The sequence below is a fragment of the Roseomonas sp. USHLN139 genome, assembly GCF_037145735.1.
Classification (GTDB): domain Bacteria; phylum Pseudomonadota; class Alphaproteobacteria; order Acetobacterales; family Acetobacteraceae; genus Pseudoroseomonas.
The window spans coordinates 238,651-260,587 of record NZ_JBBCWY010000006.1 but is presented as its reverse complement, the minus strand read 5'-3'; the positions used below and the strand labels follow the sequence as shown (position 1 = coordinate 260,587).

Sequence of the window (21,937 nt, the reverse complement as noted above, 5' to 3'; positions counted from 1 at the left end):
GACAGGAAGGACACCGCAATGCCCGTCAAACTGCCCTGCAGTATCGCGGCCTATTTCGACGCCGGCCGCGATGGCGATCCCGACGCCGCCGCGGCCGCCTTCACCGAGACCGGCCTCGTCAAGGATGAGGGCAAGCTCCATCAGGGCCGCGAGGCCATCCGCGACTGGATGGCGGAGGCCGCGCAACGCTACGGCTACACCGCCGAGCCGTTTCTCGTCACCGCCGAGCAGGGCAGGATCCAGGTGAGCGCCCATGTCACCGGCCGCTTTCCCGGCAGCCCGATCGATCTGCGGTTCCTCTTCCTCCTCGCGGCCGACAGGATCGCCGAGCTGGAGATCACCGCATGACCCCGTTCCTGACCCTGGCGGGGCGCAGGGCCCTGATCACCGGCGGCACGCTGGGCGCCGGCGCTGCCACCGTGGCGCTGTTCAAGGCGCTCGGCGCCCGGGTGCTGACCACCGCGCGCTCCCGCCCCTCGGATCTTTCGGGCGCCGCCTTCGTCGCCGCCGATCTGACGACCGGGGCGGGGGTACAGACCGTCGTCGAGGCCGTGCAGGGCGAGCTCGGCGGGCTCGATATCCTCGTGAACATGCTGGGCGGCTCCTCCGCCCCTTCCGGCGGCTTCGCCGCGCTGACCGACGCGGAATGGGACAAGGAGTTCAACCTCAACTTCTTCCCGGCGGTCCGGCTCGATCGCGCCCTGCTCCCCGGCATGTTGGCCCAGGGCAGCGGCGTCGTGATCCATGTCACCTCGATCCAGAGCCGCCTGCCGCTGCCAGAAGCGACGACCGGCTATGCCGCGGCCAAGGCGGCCCTCAACACCTACAGCAAGAGCCTCTCCAAGGAGGTGTCGCCCAAGGGTGTGCGGGTGGTGCGGGTCTCGCCCGGCTGGATCGCCAGTCCGGCCTCCAACGGCCTGGCCCTGCGCATCGCCGAGGAGGCCGGCATCGACTATGAGGCAGCCCTGCAGGTGATCATGACCTCGCTGGGCGGCATTCCGCTCGGCCGGCCGGCGGCGCCGGAAGAGGTCGCCGACCTCATCGCCTTCCTGGCCTCGGACCGGGCCGCCTCCATCACCGGGACCGAGCATGTGATCGATGGCGGCACCACGCCGACCACCTGAACGCCCCCGGCAGGACAGCCGGCCGTCCTGCCGCGTCCCCTCTCCGCCCCGTCCTGCGGCGCCGCCTGCCTCACCGGCGCGGTGGAGCGTCCTGAAGGGGAAGCAGGTCAGGCAGCGTCTCTTCGCAACCGCCTTGCCCAACCCACCGTTGAGGACAGGATCAGGGACGAGGTGGATGATGAGCCAGGACGCAGCATTTTCCCGTGGCAAGGGCGGTGAGACCCATCAGGTCAGCGATGCTGATCATCCGGTTCTCACCACCAATCACGGCATGCCGGTCAGCGACAACCAGAACCAGCTGAAGGCGGGGCCACGCGGCCCCACCCTGCTGGAGGACGAGGTCTACCGGGAAAAGATCAACCACTTCGACCATGAGCGCATTCCCGAGCGGATCGTGCATGCCCGCGGCACCGCCGCGCATGGCTATTTCGAATGCACCAGCAGCCTGGCCGATGTCACCCGTGCCGACCTCTTCCAGAAGAAGGGGCAGCGCACCGACGTCTTCGTCCGCTTCTCCACCGTGGCCGGCGGCGCCGGGTCGATCGACACGCCGCGCGACGTGCGCGGCTTCGCGGTGAAGTTCTACACGCGCGAGGGCAACTGGGACCTGGTCGGCAACAACATCCCCGTCTTCTTCATCCAGGACGCGATGAAGTTCCCGGACCTGATCCATGCGGCGAAGATGGAGGCCGACCGCGGCTTTCCCCAGGCGGCGACGGCGCATGACACCTTCTGGGATTTCATCTCGCTGATGCCGGAAGCGACGCATATGGCGATGTGGGCCATGTCCGATCGCACCCTGCCGCGCAGCTTCGCGACGATGGAGGGGTTCGGCATCCACACCTTCCGCTTCGTCAGCCGCGAGGGGCAGTCGACCTTCGTCAAGTTCCACTGGAAGCCGAAGGCGGGCCTCGCCTCCACCATCTGGGACGAGACGGTCAAGGTGGCCGGCGCCGACCCGGATTTCCAGCGGCGCGACCTGTTCGAGCGGATCAGCCGCGGCGACTTCCCCGAATGGGAGCTCGGCGTGCAGCTCTTCGACGAGGAATTCGCCAACAGCCAGCCCTATGACGTGCTGGACGCGACCAAGATCATTCCCGAGGAAGTCCTGCCGGTGCGCATCGTCGGGCGGCTGGTGCTGGACCGCTACCCGGACAATTTCTTCGCCGAGACCGAGCAGGTCGCCTTCTGCCCGAGCCATGTCGTGCCCGGCATCGACCACAGCAACGACCCGCTGCTGCAGGGCCGCCTGTTCTCCTACCAGGACACCCAGATCAAGCGGCTGGGCTCGACCAACTGGCACCAGATCCCGGTCAACCAGGCCAAGGGCCGCCCCGGCGGCTGCCCCTTCCTGAACATGCAGCGCGACGGCCACATGCAGATGCAGGTGCCGAAGGGGCGGGCCAATTACGAGCCGAACAGCCTGCATCTGGCCGGCGAGGCCGGCGGCCCGCGCGAGGCGCCCGAGGCCGGCTTCAAGAGCTTCCCGGCGGAGGAGCACGGCCCCAAGCTGCGCATCCGCCCGGAGAGCTTCGCCGACCATTACAGCCAGGCGCGGCTGTTCTGGCTGTCCATGCACCCGGCCGAGCAGGCGCATATCGCCTCCGCCTTCGTCTTCGAGCTGAGCAAGGTCTCGCTGCCGCATATCCGCCAGGCCATGATGGCCAACCTGCGCAATGTCGACGAGGGCTTGGCGCAGCGGGTCGCCGAGGGGCTGGCGATGGATCTGCCCCCCGCCTCGCCCAGCGCGGCGCCGGTGCTGCCGATGGACCCCTCGCCCGCGCTGCGGATCATTGGCGGCCCGCGCGAGCGTGATTCCCTGGAGGGCAGCACCGTCGGCATCCTGATCGGCGAGGGCACCGAGGCGAAGGCGCTGCAGGCGCTGACCACGGAGATCAAGAGGGCCGGCGGCCGTCCGCTGCTCATCGCCATGAAGGTCGGCATGGTGCCGCTGTCGGATGGCAGCAAGGTCAGCGCCGATGCGCAGCTGTTCGGCCAGCCCTCGGCCACCGTCGATGCCTGTGCCGTGATCCTCGCCGAGGCGGCCTGCGCCAGGCTGGTCAAGGAAGCGGCGGCGGTGCAGTGGGTGATGGATGCCTTCGGCCATCTGAAGGCGATCGGCCACAACGCGGAGGCGATGCCGCTGCTGGACAAGGCGGGGGTGGAGCCCGATGCCGGCGTCACCGGGCTGGAGGGCTTCGTGGCGGCGGCCGGCCGCCGCTACTGGGACCGCGAGGCGAAGGTGCGCAGCCTGGCCTGACCCCTCGGCAGAGAGGGGAAGCCGGTGTCGGGGGGTCTTCGGGCCAACCGACACCGGTCAAATGCAGGGCGACACGCCAGGGTACTGGTCCGCTCGGGCGGAGCAGGGCGGCGGAGGCCGCCCTGTCGCGCCAGGACGGTCAGACCGAAAAGCCCTTGGCCCAGGCCAGCCCGGCGATCACGCCACGCAACTCTGCCAGCCCGCGCATCCGACCGATGGCGGGGTAGCCAGGGAAGGTGGGCTTGCCCACATCATCCAGCAGCTCATGCCCGTGGTCGGGGCGGAACGGGATACGCCAGTCAACGATGCCCGCATCCTTTCGGCGCTTCTGTTCCGTGAGGAGTGCGTCGACCACCGCCACCATGTCCACGTCGCCGCCGAGATGGTCCGCTTCCATGAAAGACCCGTCCGGCTCCTTGGCGACGTTGCGCAGGTGCGCGAAACGGATGCGGTCCGCGAAGCGGCGGGCTATCGCCGGCACGTCGTTATCCGCCCCGGCGCCGAGCGAGCCGCTACACAGCGTCAGGCCGTTGGCAGGGCTGTCCACCATGGCCAGCAGATCAGCGATGTCCTGCTCATTGGAAACGACACGGGGCAGGCCGAACAACGGCCGCGGCGGGTCGTCGGGGTGCATGCACAGGCTGATGCCGACCTCCTCTGCCGTCGGCACCACCTCCTCCAGGAAGCGCTTCAGGTTGGCCTGCAGGTCGGCACGCGTCATCTGCCCGTATTCGGCCAGGATGCGGCGCAGGCCGGGAATGTCGTAGCGGTCGAAGGCACCGGGCAGGCCGGCCATGACGGAGGCGAGCAGGGTATCCTTGTCCGCCTGGGTGGCGTTGTCCACCCAGGACTTCGCCCGTGCCAGGAGCTCGGGCGCAACGCCGTCCGCCGCCCCGGGACGCTCCAGCATGAAGACGTCGAAGCCCACATACTGGTGCGCATTGAAGCGCAGCGCCGTGCCGCCGCCCACCAGGGGGTGCGCCAGCTCGGTCCGCGTCCAGTCCAGCACCGGCATGAAGTTGTAGCAGATCACCGTGACGCCGCAGGCGGCGAGGTTGCGCATCGAGGCGCGGTAGTTCTCGAACAGCGCCGCGCAGTCGGCATCGCCGCGGCGGATCTTTTCATGCACCGGCAGGCTTTCCACCACGCTCCAGCGCAGGCCAAGTGAGGCGTCCTCGGCCAGGATCGCCTGCCGCTTCTCGATCTCCTCCACCGACCAGACCACGCCGTAGGGGATATGGTGCAGCGAGGTGACGATGCCGCGCGCGCCGGTCTGCCGGATGTGGTTCAGCCGCACCGCATCGTCGGGGCCGAACCAGCGCCAGGTTTCTTGCATGGGAGAAGTCCCTCCTTGCGGGATCGCGTCAGGCCGAGGCGGCGGCGCGGGCGCCCGCGCTCAGCAGGGTTTCAAAAGCCGTCGTGACGGCGGCGACGAAGACCGGGTTGGCCGGCAGGTCGGTGCCGAAGATGGGTTCCACCGCCAGCATAGCCGCGACGCGCTCCGCCGGGGCGGGGCCCGCGGCGTCGAGCCGGGCGCGTAGCTCGGCCGCCATCGGGTCGCGCAGATCGATCGGCGCGCCACGCTCGTCCGTGCCGCCGACGTAGCGAACCCAGGCGGCGACGGCGAGCGCCAGCGCCGGGATCGGCAGCCCTGCCGCCAGCCGTTCGCGTACCGTGGACAGCAGGCGCTGCGGCAGCTTCTGCGAGCCGTCCATGGCGATCTGCCAGGTGCGGTGCCGGATGGCCGGGTTGCCGAAGCGCCGCAGCAGCGCGTCGGTGTAGGCTTCCAGGTCCTGGCCGGGCGGCTCGGGCACCATGGGGCGGATCTCGGCCCACAGTCGCCGGGCGTAGCCGGCCAGCGCCGGGTCGGACACCGCGTCGACGATGGTCTCATGCCCGGCCAGGTAGCCAAGATAGGCCAGCGCCGAATGCGCGCCGTTCAGCAGGCGAAGCTTCATGTGCTCGAACGGCGCCACGTCGGCCACCAGCTGCGCGCCGGCTGTTTCCCACGCCGGGCGCCCGGCCGGGCCGAAGCGGTCCTCGATCACCCACTGCCGGAAAGGCTCATGCCCCACGGGCGCGTGGTCGGCCAAGCCTGTCGCGGCCTGCGCGGCGGCGAGGTCGGCCTCGGCCAGCGCCGGCACGATGCGGTCGACCATGGTCGCGGGGAAGCGGACCTCGGCGGCGATCCATTCAGCCAGCCCGGCGTCCAGGCGCGCGGCGTGGTCGCGCACCAGGCCGGCGACCAGCGCGCCGTTGTGCGGCAGGTTGTCGCAGCACAGCACGGTGAAGGGCGGCAGGCCCGCTGCCCGGCGCTGCCGCAGCGCGGCGACGAGGAAGCCCACGGCGCTGCGCGGCGCGTCGGGATGCTCCAGGTCGTGCCGGACGTCGGGGTGGTCCGGGTTCAGCCGGCCGGAGGCGGGGTCGTGGCAATAGCCCTTCTCGGTCACTGTCAGGCTGACGATGCGAGTGTCCGGATGGGCCAGCCGCGCGACCAGCGCAGCCGGATCCTCGGGCGCCACCAGCACGCCCAGCAGACCGCCGACAACACGTGCCCGCTCGCCCTCCGGACCGCGTTCCAGCGTGGTGTAGAGGCCGTCCTGCGGCGCCAACCGGTCGCGCTGGTCCGGACGCTGCAGCGACACGCCGAGGACGCCCCAGTCCCCGCCGGCTTGGTTCAGCACGTCTTCGGTGTAGAGCACGCCATGGGCGCGGACAAAGGCGCCGAGGCCAAGATGCACGATGGCGGGACGCAGCGCCGCGCGGTCGTAGCGCGGCAACTCCACCGCGCCTTGCGGCCGAAGCTGGCCGAGGGAGCGGGACGACAGGCGGGGAACGGCGTCGTTCATGCGGGTACCGGAGGGATCAGGAGCGACAGCGCAGCCCCGGGATAGGGCTGCGCGCTGCTCATTTGAAATACAGGTTCGGCAGCCAGAGCGAGATGCCGGGGATGAAGCTGACCAGCATCAACACGATGATGTTGCAGATCAGAAAGGGGACGATCGCCCGGCTGACCGCGCCCAGCGACACCTTGGCGATGTTGGCGGCGACGAACAGGCAAACGCCGACCGGCGGCGTGGTCAGTCCGATCATCAGGTTCAGCACCACGATGATGGCGAAGTGGATCGGGTCGATCCCCACCGCCGTGGCCACCGCCAGCAAGGGCGGGAACAGGATGATCAGTGCCGCGATGGTTTCCATGAAGGTGCCGACGATCAGGAGCAGCACGTTCACCATGATCAGGATGAGGTACTTGTTGTCGGTGATCGAGAGCATTGCCTGCGCGATCTGCTGCGGTATCTGCTCGCTGGTCAGGATCCAGCCGAACACATTGGCCAGCCCGACCAGCAGGATCAGCGCGCCCGAACCGATGGCGCTTTCCAGCAGGATGCCGGGCACCGCGCGCAGCTTGAAGCCCTTGTAGACGAACAGCCCCACCACGAAGGCGTAGAGCGCCGCGACCACCGAGGCCTCGGTCGGCGTGAACAGCCCGCCGACGATGCCGTACAGGATGACGGCGGTCATCAGCAGCGCCCAGAAGGCCCCGCGCGACGAGCGCAGGACCTCGCCGAAGCCCGCCCACTCGCCCTTCGGGTATCCGCGTCGGCGCGACAGGAGGTAGACCGTGATCATCATGCCGAAGCCGAGCAGCAGGCCGGGGATGGCGCCGGCCAGGAACATCTTGCCGACCGACAGGCCCGACAGCGTGCCCACAATGATCATCGGGACGCTGGGCGGGATGATGGGCCCGACCGTGGAGGCGGCAGCGGTGACGGCGGCGGCAAACGGCGCGTCATAGCCGGCGCGGCGCATGGCCGGTATCATCACTGAGCCGATCGAGGCGGTTTCGGCGACCGCGGTGCCGGAGATGCCGGCGAAGATCATGGAGCCCGTGACGTTGGCCAGGCCGAGGCCGCCGCGGATGTGGCCGACCAGCGAATTGCCGAAGCGTACGATCTGGTCGGTGATGCCGCCGCCGTTCATCAGGTTGCCGGCCAGCACGAAGCCGGGGATGCAGAGCAGCACGAAGCTGTCCATGCCGGCATAGGAATACTGCGCCACCACGGACAGATCGATGTCGGCGCCGATCAGGTAGACGGCGCCCGCCAGCCCCAGGGCGATGCCGACCGGCACGCCAAGGATGAGGCAGATCGCGAAGGTGGCGAAAAGCAGCGTGACGAGCATCAGGTCAGCTCCCCGTGCGAGGCGGGCGGGGTTTCGGCATGGCCCAGCAGGCGGAAGGTGGAGAACAGGGCGAGCGAGACCGGGATCAGCAGCATCACGGCATAGATCGTGATCATCGGGATATCGACTGAGCGGGCGCGCTCGCCCAGGCTATAGGCCACGTAGTCCCAGGCGCCCGGGATGATGAGCAGGCTGAACGCCAGCACGATCACATCCACCAGGCGCTCGATGCCGCGGCGCAGGCCCGCAGGCAGCGGCGCCACGAACAAGTCGACATTGACCATTTCGCCCCGCAGCAGGGCCAGGCCGCAGGAGAAGCCGACCAGATAGACCAGCGCGAAGCGTGCCACCTCCTCCGTCCAGGAGAAGGAGGGGAAGCCCGGGATGCGGCCGAGCACCTGGATGGTGACCACGCCGATCAGCACCGTGAAGGCGACCAGTGTGCCGGCACGGCACACCGATCGGATGGCCGCCAGCGCGGCGGCCAGGACGAGACGCATGGAATTTCCTTCCGCGCGGGAGGCGCCAGGGCCAGGGCGGCCCCGCCGCATGCCCGGCCAGCCCTCAGGCGGCGATGATCTGCTCGTAGAGCGGGCGGATCTCGGCGTTCAGCGCGCCGGCCACGGCGTCCTTGGCCCGGCTGGCAAAAGCGGCCTTGTCCACCTCGACGAACTCCATGCCCTTGGAGGTCAGGTCGGCAGCGAGGTTCTTTTCGTCTTCCAGGAACAGGCTGCGCTCGTATTCCTGCGCGGCCTTCGCGGCCTCGGCGATGGCGGCTTGCTGCTCGGCCGGCAGGCGGCCCAGCTTGCGGGTGCCCCCAACCACGTAGATCCAGCTCAGCACATGCTCGGTGCGGTTGATCTTGCTCTGCACCTCGCTGAAGCTCGCCGACTTGATGAGCGCGAGCGGGTTCTCCTGCGCGTCGATGGTGTGGTTCTGCAAGGAGGTGAACACCTCGGAGAACGCCATCGGCGTCGGCTTCGCTCCCAACGCCTCCCAGAATTTCACGAACAGGGGTACGTTGGGCACCCGCAGCTTCAGCCCGTTCAGCTCCTCCGGCTTGGTGATCGGCCGGTTGGAGGTGAGGTAGCGCGGGCCGCGAGCGAAATAGGCCAGCGTCTTGAGCTGCGTCCTGTCCGCAATGTTCTCGGCGATCTTGGCGCCGATCGGGCCGCTGACGACGCGGTCCATGTGCGCCAGGTCGCGCACGGCGTAGGGCACGGCCAGCAGCGCGGCGGACGGCGCCCAGTTCTGCAGCGACTCGCCGGTGATGGTGAAGTCCACCGTGCCGAGCTGGATACCCTTGATGAGGTCGGTTTCCTTGCCGAGCTGCTCGTTCGGGAACACGCGGATCTCGATGGCGCCGTTGGTGCGACGTGCCACTTCCTCGGCAAACCGCAGGCTGGCCTTGTGCCAGGTGTTGTCCTCGTTGCCGAGGTGGCCGAGCTTCAGCGTCGTCGCCGCATGCGCCTTGAAGGCGGGTGCCACGCCGGCCGCGAAGATCCCGGCGAGGCCGCCGAGCACCACACGGCGGGGCGGGGTGAAGGTGATGGTCATTCTTGTCGTTCTCCCGAAAGGTCGATGGTCAGGCGTCGAAGCTGAGCTGCACCTTCACGGTGCTGCCCGGATCGCGCTCGATCAGCGCGAAGGCGGCTGGCGCGTCGCCGGCCGCGAAGGTCTGGGTAATCATGGCCGCAGGCTGCAGCCTGCCCTCCGCCAGCCACTGCACCACCTGCGGCAGCAGCCGCCGGTTCAGGCGGGAGCCGACCAGCGTCAGCTCCTTCTTGACGATCTCCTGCTGGCTGACGTTGCAGGGACCGGGCGAGAAGCCGAGCACGCCGATGCGCCCCGCCGGGCTGGCGACGCGGCAGGCTTCCTCCAGCAGCGCCGGCACGCCCGCGCCATCGATCACCAGCGAAGGGCCGAGGCCGTCATGCTCGCCCGCCACGGCCTCCGGCACAGACTGGTGGCGCGAGTTCACCAGCACGTCAGCGCCGAAGCCGCGCGCGCGTTCCAGCCGCGCCTCGTCCAGATCGGCCACGATGCAGCGGGCGCCGTGCAGCTTGGCCACCTGCAGCACCGTCAGCCCCACCGTACCAGCGCCATAGATCAGCACCGAATCCCCGGCATCGATGCCGGTGCGGCCCAGCACGTTGGCGGCGATGGAGAAGGGCTCGGCCAGCGCGGCCAGCTCGACCGGCAGGCTATCGGGCACCTTCACGGCGTTGGCGGCAGGCACCGCCACGCGGTTGCGGAAGCCGCCGTCGCGGTGCACGCCCATCACCTCCAGCTTGCCGCAGACGTTGGAGCGACCGATGCGGCAGGCATAGCAGTGGCCGCAGGAGATGACAGGGTCCACCACCACGCGGTCGCCGACGGCGAGCCCTTCCACCCCGTCGCCCACGGCTTCCACCTGCCCCGCGAACTCATGGCCGATGATGCGCGGGTACTTTGCGAAAGGGTTGCTGCCGTGCAAGATGTGGAGGTCCGAGCCGCAGATGCCGGCGCGCTGTACGCGGACCAGCACCTCGCCCGGCTGCGGCGAGGCGGCGGCATCGTCGAAGAGTTGCAGCACGTGCGGCTTGCTGACCGAGATAGCGACCATGGGACCTTTCCTGTCTGCGCCGCGCTCAGCGGCAGGGCGCGAAAAAATGCGGCTTGGTGACCATCAGCCGCTCGATGGCCGCGAACACGGTGCGCAGATGCTCACGCATCATCGCTTCCGCCCGGTCGGCGTCGCGCTCGGCGACGAACTGCACGAGCCGCACATGCTCCTCGAAGATTTTGCCGAGCCAGTCGTGACTTTCGAAGGACAGGTAGCGAACGCGATCCAGCTGGCTTTTGACATTCTGGATGACGGTCCAGATCGCCTCGCGGCCGGCCATGCGGATCAGTTCCACGTGCATGGCGTCGTCGGCCGGAAAGAAGGCTCGGTAGTCGCCCCCCAGTACCGTCGGCCGCTGCCGCTCCAGGTGCCGCTGCAGCGCCGCGTCGTCGGCGGGAGTGGCGCGCTCGACCGCCAGGCGGATGGTGCAGCATTCTAGCGTTTCGCGAATAAACTGACTGTCGTGCACAGCGGCGAGCCGGATGGGGGCGACAAAGGTGCCAACCTGCGGGCGGATCTCCAGAAAGCCCTCGTCGGCCAGCCGCCGGAAGACTTCCCGCACGGGGGTGCGGCTGACGCCGAGCTGCTCGGCGCAGGATACCTCGGAGATGGCGCTGCCGGGCAGCAGCTCGCTCGACAGGATGCGCTGCCGCAGCTCGTCATAGAACTCCTGCGCGATGGACGCGCGGTGTTTCGGCAGCAGGCCAGTCATGGGTCAGGCAGACTCCATCGCGCTCTTGTTCACTAGTATGCAAGATGGCCGAGCAGATCAAGGCCTGCGATGGGGCAGGTCCGGTACCGCATCCACCAGCTGCTCTGGCTGAGTGATCCGCCAGCATCGCCGGCAGCCCGCGAACCCCTTCACATATGACGGGAGGCCTGGATTACAGCGTGCGCTACAGGCACGATAACCTTTGATTATCGGGTATGAACCTTCTGACCGACTTGTTGCCGCAATCGGCGCGAGGCTGAGCGCCGCTCCAGGTGGGCCAGCAGCGCATTCAGGGCCGGATCGAGCAGCCAGAAGCCCGGCAGAATGATCGCATAGCAAAAGGCCCAGAAGCCCAGCACGGCCATGACCCGATCTGCCTCCACACCGCGCGGGAATGCACGTGCAGCAAGAACCTTGTGATCTGCGCAAGGTTTCGGACCCGCTTCGACTGGTTCTTTACGCCTTATTATTGAGGCCTGCGGGGGCCATGTATCCGTCCCGCTGCCCGGCCATGCCTGGCCGTATCGGGTTCGCGGCGGGGCCGCCTCGCCGCCACCACACGGAGGATCCGCCATGACGAAATCGACCAGCTGGGACGGGCTGGAGAACTGGGGCCGCGGGCCCTCCACCGGCCGTCCCACCAGCGTGGGCCCGCACGATGTGCGCCAGGACCAGACCGATCCCGACAATCCGGGCCTCGATCCGGCGCGCTATCATCTGCAGCCGGGCGACAACAACAACCGCACGGCCGATGATCCGGGTCCGGGCGGGCCGGTGACCATCAAGGTGAAGGGCCAGTCCGCGCCGGAAAGCCCGGACCCGGAGACGGGGAAGCCGCCGACGGGCGGCTGAGCGGCGCTTCGCCACGGGGCGCGGCGCGCTGCCGCTTCCAGGCGCCTGCTGCGGCGGCAGCACGGGGGGCGCCTCGTCGCCTTTCGGGACGAGGCGCCGATCCTGCCCCAACCCCGCCCCTGCGCGGCCACGGTGCTGGCGGCGGGACGCGTGGTTTGCCGAGGCTCCGGCGCGGCCTCTGCCCCTAGCCGCCGGCCAGCCTGTCCGGCGGTGCCGCCCTCAGGATTTCCGCTTACCGGAGGGCGGCCGCCCTTCGCTGGCCAGGAAGCCCGTGAACAGTTCTTCCATACGGTCCAGCAGATAGGTGTCGAAGCCCGCGGCCGCGCGGCGGTCGATGGCCAGCAGGGTGGCGCGCCGGCCGGTCGAGACCGTCAGCACCCGGATGCCGCTGGAATGGACCCAGTCCTGCGGCACTTCCCGCTCGGAGGGTTCTCTCGGGGCCTCGCTGGGGGGCTCGTCCCCCTCCCCGGCTGCCGGCGGAAGCGGCGGCGATGAGGGCGCCAGCGCGGCCAGGACCAGCTGGAAACGCTCGTCGGAAGCCGCCTCGGCAAAGCCTTCCTGGCCGAGCGCGGCCTCCGCCCCCCCTGCCCCGCCCTTCTGGATAAGGCTCGCCAGTTCCACCCAGCGGTCCCGCCCGGTCGCCGGGGCCGGCCCGATGGCATCGATGACGGCGGCGGGAATCCGCTCCACCACCGTGATCAGCCGCGAGACCGTGGTCTTGTCGGCGGAGAGCGCCAGCATGATGGTCTCGCGGTCATAGCCGCTCTGCTCCAGCCGGTGCGCGAAGCGGGCGCGCTCGATGAAGCTCAGATTGGCGCGGGCGCTGTTCTCCTGGCCCTGGGCCAGCACCAGCTCGCGGTCGGAGAGTGGCCGCACCACGGCCCGCACGCTCTGCCCCAGTTCGCGCGCGGCGCGCAGGCGGCGATGCCCGAAGGCCACCTGGAAGCGGCCCGGCGCGCCGGGATGCGGCCGCACCAGGATCGGCGAATCCTGGCCGCTGCGGGCGATGCTGTCGCGCAGCGCCAGGTAGTCATTGTCGTCCTGCGCCATGCGGTCGGCCATGAAGGAGGCGTCGATCACTGCCGGATCGAGCGCCACGATCACCTGGCCCGAGGTCAGCCGCGCTTCCAGCTCGCGCGCCGCATTCGCCTTGGCCGCCAGATCCTCGATGCTGCGGGTCACCGCGCCCACGGCACCGCGCCCGGCAAAGGGCATCGCCATGGCGCGGGCGGGCTTCGGCTCCTCGCTGTTGACGGCCGTCAACTTCGGCTCGGTCAGCCCGGCCAGCAGGTTCTTCCGCGCCATCAGCTTCTCCCCCAGGCGCCATGGACCAGCTGCTCGATCTCGCCATTCACCGCGTCCAGGCATTCCATGGCCCGGTCATAGGTGGCGGGGGTGAACAGCCGCCGCTCCACCTCGTAGAGGGTCTGCTTGGTGATGCCGGCATCCGAGATGGCGACGCTCTTCAGCATCGGGTGGGTCAGCACATGGGCGCCGAACAGGCTGCGCATGAAGCCGACCATCTGCGTCTGCGGCCCGTCGCTCGGCTCGTAGCGGGTGACGAGATAGCGCAGCCAGTCGTAGCGCAGCTGGCCGCCGGCATTCTTCAGATGGGTCATGACATCGCCCAGCATCAGCAGGAACTGGCACATCGACATGACGTCCAGCATCTGCGGATGCACCGGGATCAGCACCGCGGTCGCCGTGCAGAGCGCCGCCATGGTCAGGTAGCCGAGCTGCGGCGGGCAGTCGATGACGACGGTGTCGTAGTCGTCGGCGACCGCCGCCAGCGCCTGGTCGAGCCGGGCGAAGAAGTCCTGGCCCGTGGCCCCCCCCTCCCCCGTCGCCAGCACCCGCGGCGTGTCGTACTCGAATTCCATCAGCTCGATATTGGCCGGCACGATGTCGAGCCCGGGGAAATTCGTCCGGCGGATGATGTCGCGCAGCGGCCGGCGCTGATCGTCATAGCGCAGCGCCGCATAGAGGCTTTCATTCGGCCCCAGGTCGAATTCCGGCTGGAAGCCGTGCAGCGCCGAGAGGCTGGCCTGCGGGTCGAGATCCACCGCCAGCACGCGATGGCCCGTCAGCGCCAGGTGCTGCGCCAGATGCGCGGTGGTGGTGGTCTTGCCCGAGCCCCCCTTGAAGTTCACCACGGCGATGACCTGGATATGCTCGCCCCCCCGCCGGTGCGGCCGGTAGCGGCGGCTGGCACGGCCGGTCTCGTCCAGGTAGATGCGCAGCTCCTGCAGCTGCTCGGCCGAATAGGAGCGCCGGCCGCTGCTGGTGACACGGGGCGCCGGCCCTTTCCCTTCCAGCGACAGGTTGCGCAGATAGCCGCTCTTCACGCCGAGCAGCTTGGCAACCTCCGCGGCCTGGAAGGCCCGCAGCGGTTTCTGCGCCGCCGGCGGAAACAGCTCCAGCCGGTGCGCCTGCAGCTTTTCCGACAGCTCCTGCGCCTGGGTGCTGACGATGGTGTCGATATCCGCGAGCGGCTTGCGGGTGCCGGACAAGCTATCCATGGATTCCAATCGCAGATGCGGCCGCAAGGGCGGGTGCCTCAGAATATCGCATTTTCCTCAGCCACGGAAAGGGGCGGCAGGGTGAAAGTTGACGGCCGTCAACCGCTGAGGCGGCGGAAACCGTCGTTCGCGCAGGCCGAAAAGGCTCCGTTCCAGGTGCAATTCTCCCTGTTCTGCCCGGCGCAGCATGCCGCGGAGATAGCCGCCTGGGCCCGCGGTGTGGAAATGACCGGGAGGCCGGGTCGAGATCAGCGCCACGGCCACTGCCGCCGGTCGCCGTCCCAGCAGGCGGCAGGCCTCGCCATACAGCCCGCCGCTGATGCCCATCTCCCGCGCCAGGATGGCCGCCGCCTGGCTGACCGCCGGCCAGTCCGGCTGGGCCACCGCCAGCCAGCCCCCGAGCCGGGGCGCCAGCCGCACCAGTTCACGGGGCGACAGCGTCAGCGGCGCTTCCTCCCCAGCCGTCTCCGGTGCCGCCGGCGATCCATCGGCCCGTACAGCGCCTACCGTAGAACCTTCAGGTTCCTGGTGTTCTTTTGTAGGTATTATGGAGCTGACTCCCGAGTCAGCCGAGCCTGACTCTTTGGCGCTTTCCCCCGTTGATTCCGCCGCCGATTCCAGCCGCTGGCGCAGCCCGGCCTCCAGCCGCCGCAGCGCCGCGAGGCCGGATTCCAGCGCCTCCGGCGCCTCGATCCGCCGCAGGCCAGCCAGCAGCGCCAGCGCCTCGCCGGACACCTCCTCGGCCATCGCCTCCAGGCCCAGGGCGCCGGCCAGGGCGCGCAGCTGGCCGACCGACTGGCCGAGCCGCCGCGCCTCCCGCCGGCCCTGCTGCAGCGCCCGCCGCGCCGCTTCCCCCGCTTCGGCGACCGACAGCAATTCGGCATGGCGGGCGGCGAGGGGGCGCAGGCTGAAGCCCCAGGCGGCGACGATGCGGCCCTGCTCGCGCCAGCCGCGGCGGCGGCGGTCGGTGCCGTCGCGCGGCGCGATCAGCCGCGCCTCGATGGCCGCCGCGAGCAGCCGGCTGACATGGCGCTCGCTGCAATCCAGCATCAGCGCCAGCGCCTCGTTGCTCGGCCAGACGATCGGCTCAGCCTCCGGCGCCCAGTCCTGCGGCTGGGTGAAGCGGAACAGCGCCTCCATCAGCGGCAGCAGCCGGGTCTGGCCGAGGAAGGGGGCGGCACGGCGCAGCAGCGCCAGCAGCTGGTTGGGATGCCGCACGCCATCGGGCAGGCCGAGCGCCTGTCCCGCCAGCTGGCTGGCCACGAGATGATTGAGGGTGAGCTTGCGCAGGCCCATGGGGGTGCCGCGCGGAACCAGAGAGGTGTCCACCGTGCCCGTTCCTTCGTCCGAGGAGGGAAACGGAGCGGGCACAGGCCCCCGGCAGCGCCGAAACCACGTTTCGCGCTTGACCAGCGATGGCGGATGACCCTACGGAATGACTGTCCAGGACATTCCATCAGGGCCGGCGTCCACCGGCTCCGGTTTGTTCGGCAAGCCCCGCTCTGCAAAGCGGGGTTTGCTTTTTCCAGGCCCTGCCTGGCGCTCAGTCTTTGCCTGCAGGCTCTCCGTTCTCGCTCTCGCCGGCGCGCGGGGGCGCCGGCAGGGCAGGGGGAAGCGAGGGGGGCCGCAGCCCGGCCGGCCGCGCGCGCAGCGTCACCACCAGGCCTTCATAGCCAGGGCGTCCGCGGCGCTGCGTCTCGGCGGGCGGGCGGTGCAGCCCGATCTCGTATTCGATGAGGCGCTGGCTGCGTTCCAGCTCGGTCAGGAACTGGCCGAAATGCCGCAGCAGCCCGCGGGTGCCGACCCGGGCATGCAGGTCCTCGATGCCGATCGACCAGCCGGCCTCGTCGACATCCTCGGCCTTGGCGATCTCGTAGAGGCGGCGCTCCAGCGGGGCCAGGTCGAAATAGCCCTCGGCGAAGGTCAGCAGCCGGGTGTCGCTCAGGATGCCGCGATACAGCCAGGCGCAGAGCGTCACCGAGACGCTGACCAGCTCCTTCTCCGCCCGCGCATTGCGGCGGTAGCGGGTGTTCACCGCGTCTATCCAGGAGAAGACGCCGTCGGTGCCCTCGCCGCCCATCTCGATATTGGTGCGTACCTGGGTGCCCTGCAGCCGCTGCAGCATCTGCAGCAGGCGGTCATAGGCCTTGCCCGCGGTGTCGCGCCCGGCCACGCGGAAGAAGTCATGCGCGGTGAAGGTGAATTCGCGGTCCGGCCGGGCATCGTCGGGGCGCAGCTCGCCGCGCCGCATCTTCTCGGCCATCAGCGAGGCGATATAGAGGATCAGGTCCTTGTCGTAGATCGTGGCCATCCCGGCCGGGCCGGGCGCCACCTCGATCCGCACCTGGCCGTCATCGTAGCGCAGCAGCTCGCGCGACGGCGCCGTCTTGCCCAGGTGGAAGAAGGGATAGGCCATGATGCCGCGCTGGCCGCGCAGCTTGCCGCGCAGCGGGCTGTCGAACAGGTCCGGCGCCGTCTCCCGCGACCGGCGCGCGGCCGCCGCCACGCCGCCCCGGCCCGGCCCAGCGGCCGTCGGGGAGGGGTCGGGGCGGTCGAGGGAGGCCTGTCGGGCGTCCTTCCGCGCGGAAATCGGGCGAGCCATGCCGGCGCCTGTGCTGTCGAACTGCCACAATGCACAGGCGAGGGGCCATCGCGAGGGGGTTGGTTCGGGGTTTCGCCTCCGATAGCCCGGGAAAGATTCGGGGTTTCACCTCCGAAAGGCCGAATCAAAGGCGATCCACCCCGGCATGGGCGCTTCAAATCGCATCTGCGCGACGCTCTTCATCCGTCCGATCCCCCGCGATTCGGGCCGGCAAGCGCCACTCTTCCGACTCGCGGCCGGGCGTTCCGGCGCCGGGGAGGGGGTGGTGCCGGCGTGGAGGCGATTTGCAGCGGTCCAGGCTGCCGGAAGCGTCTCCAGCCCCTGCTCCGCCGCCGGTCGGGGCCGCCACCCGCCCGGTCCGCCACGGTCCCTGGCGGCCGGCTCGGGGTTTCGCCTCCGATAATCGGGGGGCAGGCGCGGCAGGGCCGCTGACGGCGGCAGGTCTAGCCGAAACGGCTCAGAAATAGCAATATATTCCTGTTGCCGTCGCGGATCCTCCTGCCGCGCGGGCTCAGTGCCGCTCGCCGGCGGCGGCCAGCGCCAGCACGTTCAGCGGCGCGCCGCCCAGCGCGATCTCGCGCAGCGGCGCCAGGCTCGCCGCATCCAGCACCAGCACCCGGCCGCGCACCGGATCGGTCACCGCCAGCAGCCCGCCCGCCGCCGAGAGCCGCGGCCGTGCCACCGCCGCGCCGCCCTCCAGCGAATAGCGCGGCAGGAGGGCGGCGCTGGCGACGATGCGGGCCTGCAGCGTGTCGATGCGGTGGATCTGCCCGTCCTCGGTCAGCACGAAGAGGGCGGCGGCGCGCTGCGGGTCGAGGCTGAAGGCCAGGCGCCGCGCCGGCAGCTCGACCACCGCGAAGCTGCCGGCATCCGGGTCGAGGATGGTCATGGCCTGCGGCCCGAAATCGCCGGCGAAGAGGTGGAAATCGGCGCCGCCGGCCAGGCTGCGGACCATGCGCCCGGCCTCGCCGCCGGCCGGATAGGCGACCTTGCGGAACTGCTGCGTCCGCGTGTCCAGCAGCAGCACGCCATCCTCGCAGCCCAGGCCGATGACCCGGTTGGACTGCGCCTCGCCATGCAGCCGCGGGCAGTCGTCGCGCCGGGCGAGCTCGGCGCCGGCCTCGTCCAGCAGCACGACGCCGCCGGGCCGGGCCCCGGCCGCGGCGGCCTGGCTGACCAGCAGCCGCGGCCCGCCGGCGGAGAGGAAGGGGTAGGCCAGGCCATGATGCGCGACATTGGCGGAGAGCCGCCGCGTGCCGCCCTCCTGCGCCACGACGATGCTGCCATCGCCGTCGAAGAAGCTGGCCAGCCGGCCATGGCCGCCCAGCACATGCGAGGGCTTCGGCCCTTCGGCGACGCGCGGCAGCAGCCGGGGCGGCGACAGCGCCAGATCGGCATGGTCGCCATGGCTTTCGACGCCGAGGCCGAGATCCACCACATCGACCCGCCCGGCCGCCCCCTGGGCCAGCGAGAGCTGCCCGGGCGCCGCGCCCGGCCGCAGCCCGCCCGGCCCGCCGGTCTCGAAGCGGGCCAGCACGGCGCCGCTCAGCAGGTCGAGGACCGCGACGCTGGCGGCCGCGTGGTCGGTGACGGCGGCGCGCACCGCCTGGACCGGCTCCTGGGCATCGGCCGGTCCGCTCAGGCAGAGGGCGGCGAGGGCGGCGGCGGGCAGCCAGCGAAGCGACATCGGATCTTTTCCAATTATGTTATAACATTTCATTAATCAGCCCGCCGTCTTCGCGCAAGTCCGGTCGCCTGCCCGATCAGGGGCCAGGGGTGCCTGCCAGTGCCGGCCGCGCGACCGGCGCCGCGCGTGCTGTCGGTGAAACGCCCGATCGCGGGAGGGGCCGGCCTCCCGCCATGCCCGGCGGCAGGCCGGCCGGCAGGCTCAGCGCTGCCGCCGCAGCACCATGCCGCCGTGATGCAGGGTGTCGGCATCGACGAACTCGCCATCGGCAGTGAAGCCGGTGTCGTCCCAGTAGTCGATATGGCGGCCGGTGACCTGGTAGCGGCCGCGATAGGCGCTCTCGCGGCTGCCGCGGGCCTCGTCATAGCGGCCACCGGGCAGCAGCCGGTGGCGGACGCGATGGTCGTCGGTGACCCAGAGGCCGATATAGGGGTGGTCTTGCATGCGCGCCGTCTCCGCCAGGCTGGCCCCGGGAAGCAGCACGGTCATCGCCAGCGCGGCGATCCTGCCGAAAGCCATCGGGCTTTTCCTCGATCCATCAGGGTTGATGGAGCGAGGCTGGCAAACGGGCGCCGGCGCGACAATCCGGCGCCGGCGCACCAGGGTGGTCAGCGGCGCTGACCAATCGCCTCCGCCTCGGCGGCCGCCGCCGCGGCGCGGGCGCTGGCGGTGGCCAGCAGCGCGCCGATCGCCAGGACCAGCGGCGCGAAGGACAGCCACAGCACCATGTCCCAGCCATAGGCGGCCAGCAGCCCGCCCGACAGGAAGGAGCCGAAGGCCATGGTGCCGAAGACCACGAAGTCGTTGAAGGACTGCACGCGGGTGCGCTCCTCCGGCCGGTGGCATTCCAGCACCAGGGCCGAGGCGCCGACGAAGCCGAAATTCCAGCCGAGGCCGAGCAGGATCAGCGTCGCCCAGAAATGCGTCACATCGACGCCGGTCAGCCCGGTGGCGGCGGCGGCGGCGGTCAGCGCCAGCCCGGCGGCGACCACGCGCGGCGCGCCGAAGCGGGTGATCAGGCGGCCGGTGAAGAAGCTCGGCCCGTACATGGCGATGACATGCCATTGCAGCCCGAGATTGGAGGATTCCTGCGACAGGCCGCACATCTTCATGGCCAGCGGCGCCGCGGTCATCAGGAAGTTCATCAGCAGGTAGGAGACCACGCCGCAGATCACCGCGGTGACGAAGCGCGGCTGGCGGGCGATGACGGCGAGCGGCCGGCCGCGCCCGGCTTCCGCCGCGCTCGGCTTCGGCAGGCGGATGCCGAGCAGCAGCAGCGCCGAGAGCGCCGCCACCGCCGCCTGCGCCAGGTAGGTGGCGGCGAAGACATGCGGCAGCCAGAGGTCCATGGTGTGGGTGACCAGCTGCGGCCCGATGACGCCGGCGAAGACGCCGCCCGCCATCACCGCCGAGAGCGCCCGCGGCCGCCGCTCGGGCGGCGCGCAATCGGCGGCGGCGAAGCGGAAGGACAGCACCACCGCGGCATAGGCGCCGCCGAAGAAGGTGGCCAGGCAGAACAGCCAGAACAGGCCCAGCATCACCGCCAGCATGGCCAGCAGGCCGGTGAGCACGCCGCAGCCTGTGCCGGTCAGGAAGGCGGCGCGGCGGCCATGGCGCTGCGCGATCATGCCGGAGGGCAGGGTGCAGAGCGCCATGCCGACGACGAAGAGCGAGATCGGCAGGGTGGCCAGCGCCGGGCTGGGCGCCAGCATGGCGCCGACGATGGCGCCGGTCGCATAGACCACCACCGAATTGGCGCCCGCCAGCGCCTGGGCGACCGCCAGCCGCAGCACGTTGCTGCGCTCATGGCGGTAATGGTCGGGGGGCGGTGGCGCGGCGGTGGCGTGCGACATGACGTTCCTTGGGGCATTCTGCGGGCCGGTAGCCGAGGATGCGGCAGCATGCCGGGCCCTTCGGCATGGCCGCGCGGGCAGGATAGACCTGCGGCGGCTGGCGGTCTTTCGATGCGATGCCAGCCGGTATCGATGAGCGGACATTCTTCCCCTGATCGCGCCCTGGCAAGGGGCCGCTTGATCTCGGCGCCCCCCGCTGGTCTGCTGGCGCCGGCAGCCTGGACAGGAGAGCGCCTTTGAGCTTCTCGGCAGTTTTCGCGCAGATGGTGGCGGCGGTCGGCCGCGTGACGGTCGCGGTCCGGCGGATGACCGATGGCGACCCCACCCCGGCCTGGGGCCAGGCGCCGGCGATCCCGGCGGCCAAGCCGCAGGGCGCCATCCCGACGCTGAAGATGCCGACCGCGCGCGGCTGGAAGGACGGCCACCTGCCGACCGTGGCGCCGGGGCTGAAGGTCAATGTCTTCGCGGACAAGCTCGAGCATCCGCGCTGGCTCTGCGTGCTGCCGAATGGCGACGTGCTGGTGGCCGAGTCCAGCAGCGTGACGCGCAAGGCGAAGAACCTCTGGGACTATGCCCAGGTCGCCACCATGCAGCGCGCCGCCGCCATGGGGGTCAGCGCCAACCGCATCACCCTGCTGCGCGACGCCGATGGCGATGGCGTCGCCGAGCAGCGCCACACCTTCCTCGAGAACCTGAACCAGCCCTTCGGCATGGCCCTGGTCGGCGACACCTTCTATGTCGGCAATACCGACGGGCTGGTGGCCTTCCCCTACGAGGCCGGCGCCACCCGCATCACCGCCCCCGGCCGGCAGATCTGCGACTTCAAGCCGGGCGGCCACTGGACCCGCAGCCTGCTGGTCAGCCCCGATGAGAAGCAGCTCTATGTCGGCGTCGGCTCGCTGACCAATATCGCCGACAACGGCATGGCGGTGGAGGAGGGGCGCGCCGCCATCCATGTCATCGACCTGGCGACGGAGGAGCGCCGCATCTTCGCCACCGGCCTGCGCAATGCCGTCGGCATGGCCTGGGAGCCGGTGACCGGCGCGCTCTGGACCGTGGTGAACGAGCGCGATGGCCTGGGCGACGAGACGCCGCCCGACTACCTGACCAGCGTGGTCGAGGGCGGCTTCTACGGCTGGCCCTATTGCTACTGGGACCGCATCGTCGATGACCGGGTGCCGCAGGATGCCGCCAAGGTGGCCAGCGCCATCAGGCCGGATTACGCGCTGGGCGGGCATACCGCCTCGCTCGGGTTGTGCTGGCTGCCGGAGGGCACGCTGCCCGGCTTCCCCGCCGGCATGGCGATCGGCCAGCACGGCTCCTGGAACCGCAGCATCCTCAGCGGCTACAAATTGGTCTTCATTCCGTTCACCGACGGCCATCCCTCCGGGCCGCCGTGCGATATCCTGTCCGGGTTCCTGTCGCCCGATGAAAAAGAAAGCTATGGCCGGCCGGTCGGCGTGCATATCGGGCCGGACGGCTCGGTGCTGATGGTCGACGATGTCGGCGACGTCGTCTTCCGCGTGACGGGGGCCTGA

General features: G+C 70.2%; 20 protein-coding genes. 5 read left to right on the top strand and 15 right to left on the bottom strand.

The annotated features are described in order from the left end of the window. The first annotated feature begins 18 nt into the window (after window positions 1-18). The 3 genes from WFI16_RS17920 to WFI16_RS17910 all read left to right on the top strand — a co-directional run bounded on the left by WFI16_RS17920 (window position 19) and on the right by WFI16_RS17910 (window position 3,384). A complete protein-coding gene (locus tag WFI16_RS17920) occupies window positions 19-348 on the top strand; it encodes a nuclear transport factor 2 family protein (RefSeq protein WP_419899207.1) in 330 nt (109 codons plus the stop codon). Further along, window positions 345-1,124 (top strand): SDR family oxidoreductase, encoded by a 780-nt coding sequence (locus WFI16_RS17915; RefSeq protein WP_419899206.1) that lies wholly within the window; start codon window positions 345-347, stop codon window positions 1,122-1,124. Before WFI16_RS17920 ends, WFI16_RS17915 begins: the two co-directional genes overlap by 4 nt. Window positions 1,125-1,299: 175 nt before the next feature. Then, window positions 1,300-3,384 carry a catalase gene (locus WFI16_RS17910; RefSeq protein ID WP_419899205.1) on the top strand — a complete coding sequence of 695 codons (2,085 nt, stop codon included), beginning with the start codon at window positions 1,300-1,302 and terminating at the stop codon, window positions 3,382-3,384. A 139-nt stretch (window positions 3,385-3,523) separates the two neighbouring features. Here WFI16_RS17910 and uxuA read toward each other — a convergent pair whose 3' ends face one another. The 8 genes from uxuA to WFI16_RS17870 form a co-directional block, all read right to left on the bottom strand. Next, window positions 3,524-4,720: a mannonate dehydratase gene (uxuA, locus tag WFI16_RS17905; RefSeq protein ID WP_419899204.1), complete on the bottom strand. Its 1,197-nt coding sequence runs from the start codon at window positions 4,718-4,720 to the stop codon at window positions 3,524-3,526. A gap of 28 nt (window positions 4,721-4,748) precedes the next feature. Further along, window positions 4,749-6,233: a mannitol dehydrogenase family protein gene (locus WFI16_RS17900; protein WP_419899203.1), complete on the bottom strand. Its 1,485-nt coding sequence runs from the start codon at window positions 6,231-6,233 to the stop codon at window positions 4,749-4,751. Window positions 6,234-6,291: 58 nt separating this feature from the next. Beyond that, window positions 6,292-7,569 carry a TRAP transporter large permease gene (locus tag WFI16_RS17895; protein ID WP_419899202.1) on the bottom strand — a complete coding sequence of 426 codons (1,278 nt, stop codon included), beginning with the start codon at window positions 7,567-7,569 and terminating at the stop codon, window positions 6,292-6,294. After that, window positions 7,569-8,069: a TRAP transporter small permease gene (locus tag WFI16_RS17890; RefSeq protein WP_419899201.1), complete on the bottom strand. Its 501-nt coding sequence runs from the start codon at window positions 8,067-8,069 to the stop codon at window positions 7,569-7,571. Before WFI16_RS17890 ends, WFI16_RS17895 begins: the two co-directional genes overlap by 1 nt. A gap of 64 nt (window positions 8,070-8,133) precedes the next feature. Further along, window positions 8,134-9,126, bottom strand: coding sequence for a TRAP transporter substrate-binding protein (locus tag WFI16_RS17885; protein ID WP_419899200.1), 993 nt, complete (start codon window positions 9,124-9,126; stop codon window positions 8,134-8,136). A 28-nt stretch (window positions 9,127-9,154) separates the two neighbouring features. Next, window positions 9,155-10,174, bottom strand: a complete 1,020-nt coding sequence (locus tag WFI16_RS17880) for a Zn-dependent oxidoreductase (protein WP_419899199.1) — start codon at window positions 10,172-10,174, stop codon at window positions 9,155-9,157. 25 nt (window positions 10,175-10,199) lie between these two features. Then, window positions 10,200-10,886, bottom strand: a complete 687-nt coding sequence (locus WFI16_RS17875) for a GntR family transcriptional regulator (RefSeq protein ID WP_419899198.1) — start codon at window positions 10,884-10,886, stop codon at window positions 10,200-10,202. Window positions 10,887-11,092: 206 nt separating this feature from the next. Continuing rightward, complete coding sequence (locus WFI16_RS17870; RefSeq protein ID WP_419899197.1) at window positions 11,093-11,251, bottom strand: hypothetical protein; 159 nt, start codon at window positions 11,249-11,251, stop codon at window positions 11,093-11,095. 208 nt (window positions 11,252-11,459) lie between these two features. Here WFI16_RS17870 and WFI16_RS17865 point away from each other — a divergent pair, with 208 nt between their 5' ends. After that, window positions 11,460-11,738, top strand: coding sequence for a hypothetical protein (locus WFI16_RS17865; protein WP_419899196.1), 279 nt, complete (start codon window positions 11,460-11,462; stop codon window positions 11,736-11,738). 219 nt (window positions 11,739-11,957) lie between these two features. On the opposite strand, the gene repB is transcribed toward WFI16_RS17865, so the two are convergent. The 7 genes from repB to WFI16_RS17830 all read right to left on the bottom strand — a co-directional run bounded on the left by repB (window position 11,958) and on the right by WFI16_RS17830 (window position 20,399). Beyond that, a complete protein-coding gene (repB, locus tag WFI16_RS17860; RefSeq protein ID WP_419899195.1) occupies window positions 11,958-13,043 on the bottom strand; it encodes a plasmid partitioning protein RepB in 1,086 nt (361 codons plus the stop codon). Continuing rightward, entirely contained in the window at window positions 13,043-14,257 is a 1,215-nt protein-coding gene (gene repA, locus WFI16_RS17855) for a plasmid partitioning protein RepA (RefSeq protein ID WP_419899194.1), read from the bottom strand. Before repA ends, repB begins: the two co-directional genes overlap by 1 nt. Before the next feature lie 57 nt (window positions 14,258-14,314). Further along, complete coding sequence (repC, locus tag WFI16_RS17850; protein WP_419899193.1) at window positions 14,315-15,586, bottom strand: plasmid replication protein RepC; 1,272 nt, start codon at window positions 15,584-15,586, stop codon at window positions 14,315-14,317. A gap of 214 nt (window positions 15,587-15,800) precedes the next feature. Next, complete coding sequence (locus WFI16_RS17845) at window positions 15,801-16,763, bottom strand: replication initiator protein A (RefSeq protein ID WP_419899192.1); 963 nt, start codon at window positions 16,761-16,763, stop codon at window positions 15,801-15,803. Window positions 16,764-17,370: 607 nt separating this feature from the next. Further along, the gene (locus WFI16_RS17840; protein ID WP_419899191.1) at window positions 17,371-18,546 is read right to left on the bottom strand and encodes a hypothetical protein; all 1,176 of its coding nucleotides are present in this window, start codon (window positions 18,544-18,546) and stop codon (window positions 17,371-17,373) included. A 201-nt stretch (window positions 18,547-18,747) separates the two neighbouring features. Then, window positions 18,748-19,065 (bottom strand): Atu4866 domain-containing protein, encoded by a 318-nt coding sequence (locus WFI16_RS17835; RefSeq protein ID WP_419899190.1) that lies wholly within the window; start codon window positions 19,063-19,065, stop codon window positions 18,748-18,750. A gap of 89 nt (window positions 19,066-19,154) precedes the next feature. After that, window positions 19,155-20,399, bottom strand: coding sequence for an MFS transporter (locus tag WFI16_RS17830; RefSeq protein WP_419899189.1), 1,245 nt, complete (start codon window positions 20,397-20,399; stop codon window positions 19,155-19,157). 236 nt (window positions 20,400-20,635) lie between these two features. Between WFI16_RS17830 and WFI16_RS17825 the strand changes: the two genes are divergently transcribed. Continuing rightward, the gene (locus tag WFI16_RS17825; RefSeq protein WP_419899188.1) at window positions 20,636-21,937 is read left to right on the top strand and encodes a PQQ-dependent sugar dehydrogenase; all 1,302 of its coding nucleotides are present in this window, start codon (window positions 20,636-20,638) and stop codon (window positions 21,935-21,937) included.

Coding starts and splice junctions, on each gene's coding strand:
- WFI16_RS17920 (WP_419899207.1), top strand. CDS start 19: ATGCCCGTCAAACTGCCCTGCAGTATCGCGGCCTATTTCGACGCCGGC.
- WFI16_RS17915 (WP_419899206.1), top strand. CDS start 345: ATGACCCCGTTCCTGACCCTGGCGGGGCGCAGGGCCCTGATCACCGGC.
- WFI16_RS17910 (WP_419899205.1), top strand. CDS start 1,300: ATGATGAGCCAGGACGCAGCATTTTCCCGTGGCAAGGGCGGTGAGACC.
- uxuA (WP_419899204.1), bottom strand. CDS start 4,720: ATGCAAGAAACCTGGCGCTGGTTCGGCCCCGACGATGCGGTGCGGCTG.
- WFI16_RS17900 (WP_419899203.1), bottom strand. CDS start 6,233: ATGAACGACGCCGTTCCCCGCCTGTCGTCCCGCTCCCTCGGCCAGCTT.
- WFI16_RS17895 (WP_419899202.1), bottom strand. CDS start 7,569: ATGCTCGTCACGCTGCTTTTCGCCACCTTCGCGATCTGCCTCATCCTT.
- WFI16_RS17890 (WP_419899201.1), bottom strand. CDS start 8,069: ATGCGTCTCGTCCTGGCCGCCGCGCTGGCGGCCATCCGATCGGTGTGC.
- WFI16_RS17885 (WP_419899200.1), bottom strand. CDS start 9,126: ATGACCATCACCTTCACCCCGCCCCGCCGTGTGGTGCTCGGCGGCCTC.
- WFI16_RS17880 (WP_419899199.1), bottom strand. CDS start 10,174: ATGGTCGCTATCTCGGTCAGCAAGCCGCACGTGCTGCAACTCTTCGAC.
- WFI16_RS17875 (WP_419899198.1), bottom strand. CDS start 10,886: ATGACTGGCCTGCTGCCGAAACACCGCGCGTCCATCGCGCAGGAGTTC.
- WFI16_RS17870 (WP_419899197.1), bottom strand. CDS start 11,251: ATGGCCGTGCTGGGCTTCTGGGCCTTTTGCTATGCGATCATTCTGCCG.
- WFI16_RS17865 (WP_419899196.1), top strand. CDS start 11,460: ATGACGAAATCGACCAGCTGGGACGGGCTGGAGAACTGGGGCCGCGGG.
- repB (WP_419899195.1), bottom strand. CDS start 13,043: ATGGCGCGGAAGAACCTGCTGGCCGGGCTGACCGAGCCGAAGTTGACG.
- repA (WP_419899194.1), bottom strand. CDS start 14,257: ATGGATAGCTTGTCCGGCACCCGCAAGCCGCTCGCGGATATCGACACC.
- WFI16_RS17840 (WP_419899191.1), bottom strand. CDS start 18,546: ATGTCGCTTCGCTGGCTGCCCGCCGCCGCCCTCGCCGCCCTCTGCCTG.
- WFI16_RS17835 (WP_419899190.1), bottom strand. CDS start 19,065: ATGGCTTTCGGCAGGATCGCCGCGCTGGCGATGACCGTGCTGCTTCCC.
- WFI16_RS17830 (WP_419899189.1), bottom strand. CDS start 20,399: ATGTCGCACGCCACCGCCGCGCCACCGCCCCCCGACCATTACCGCCAT.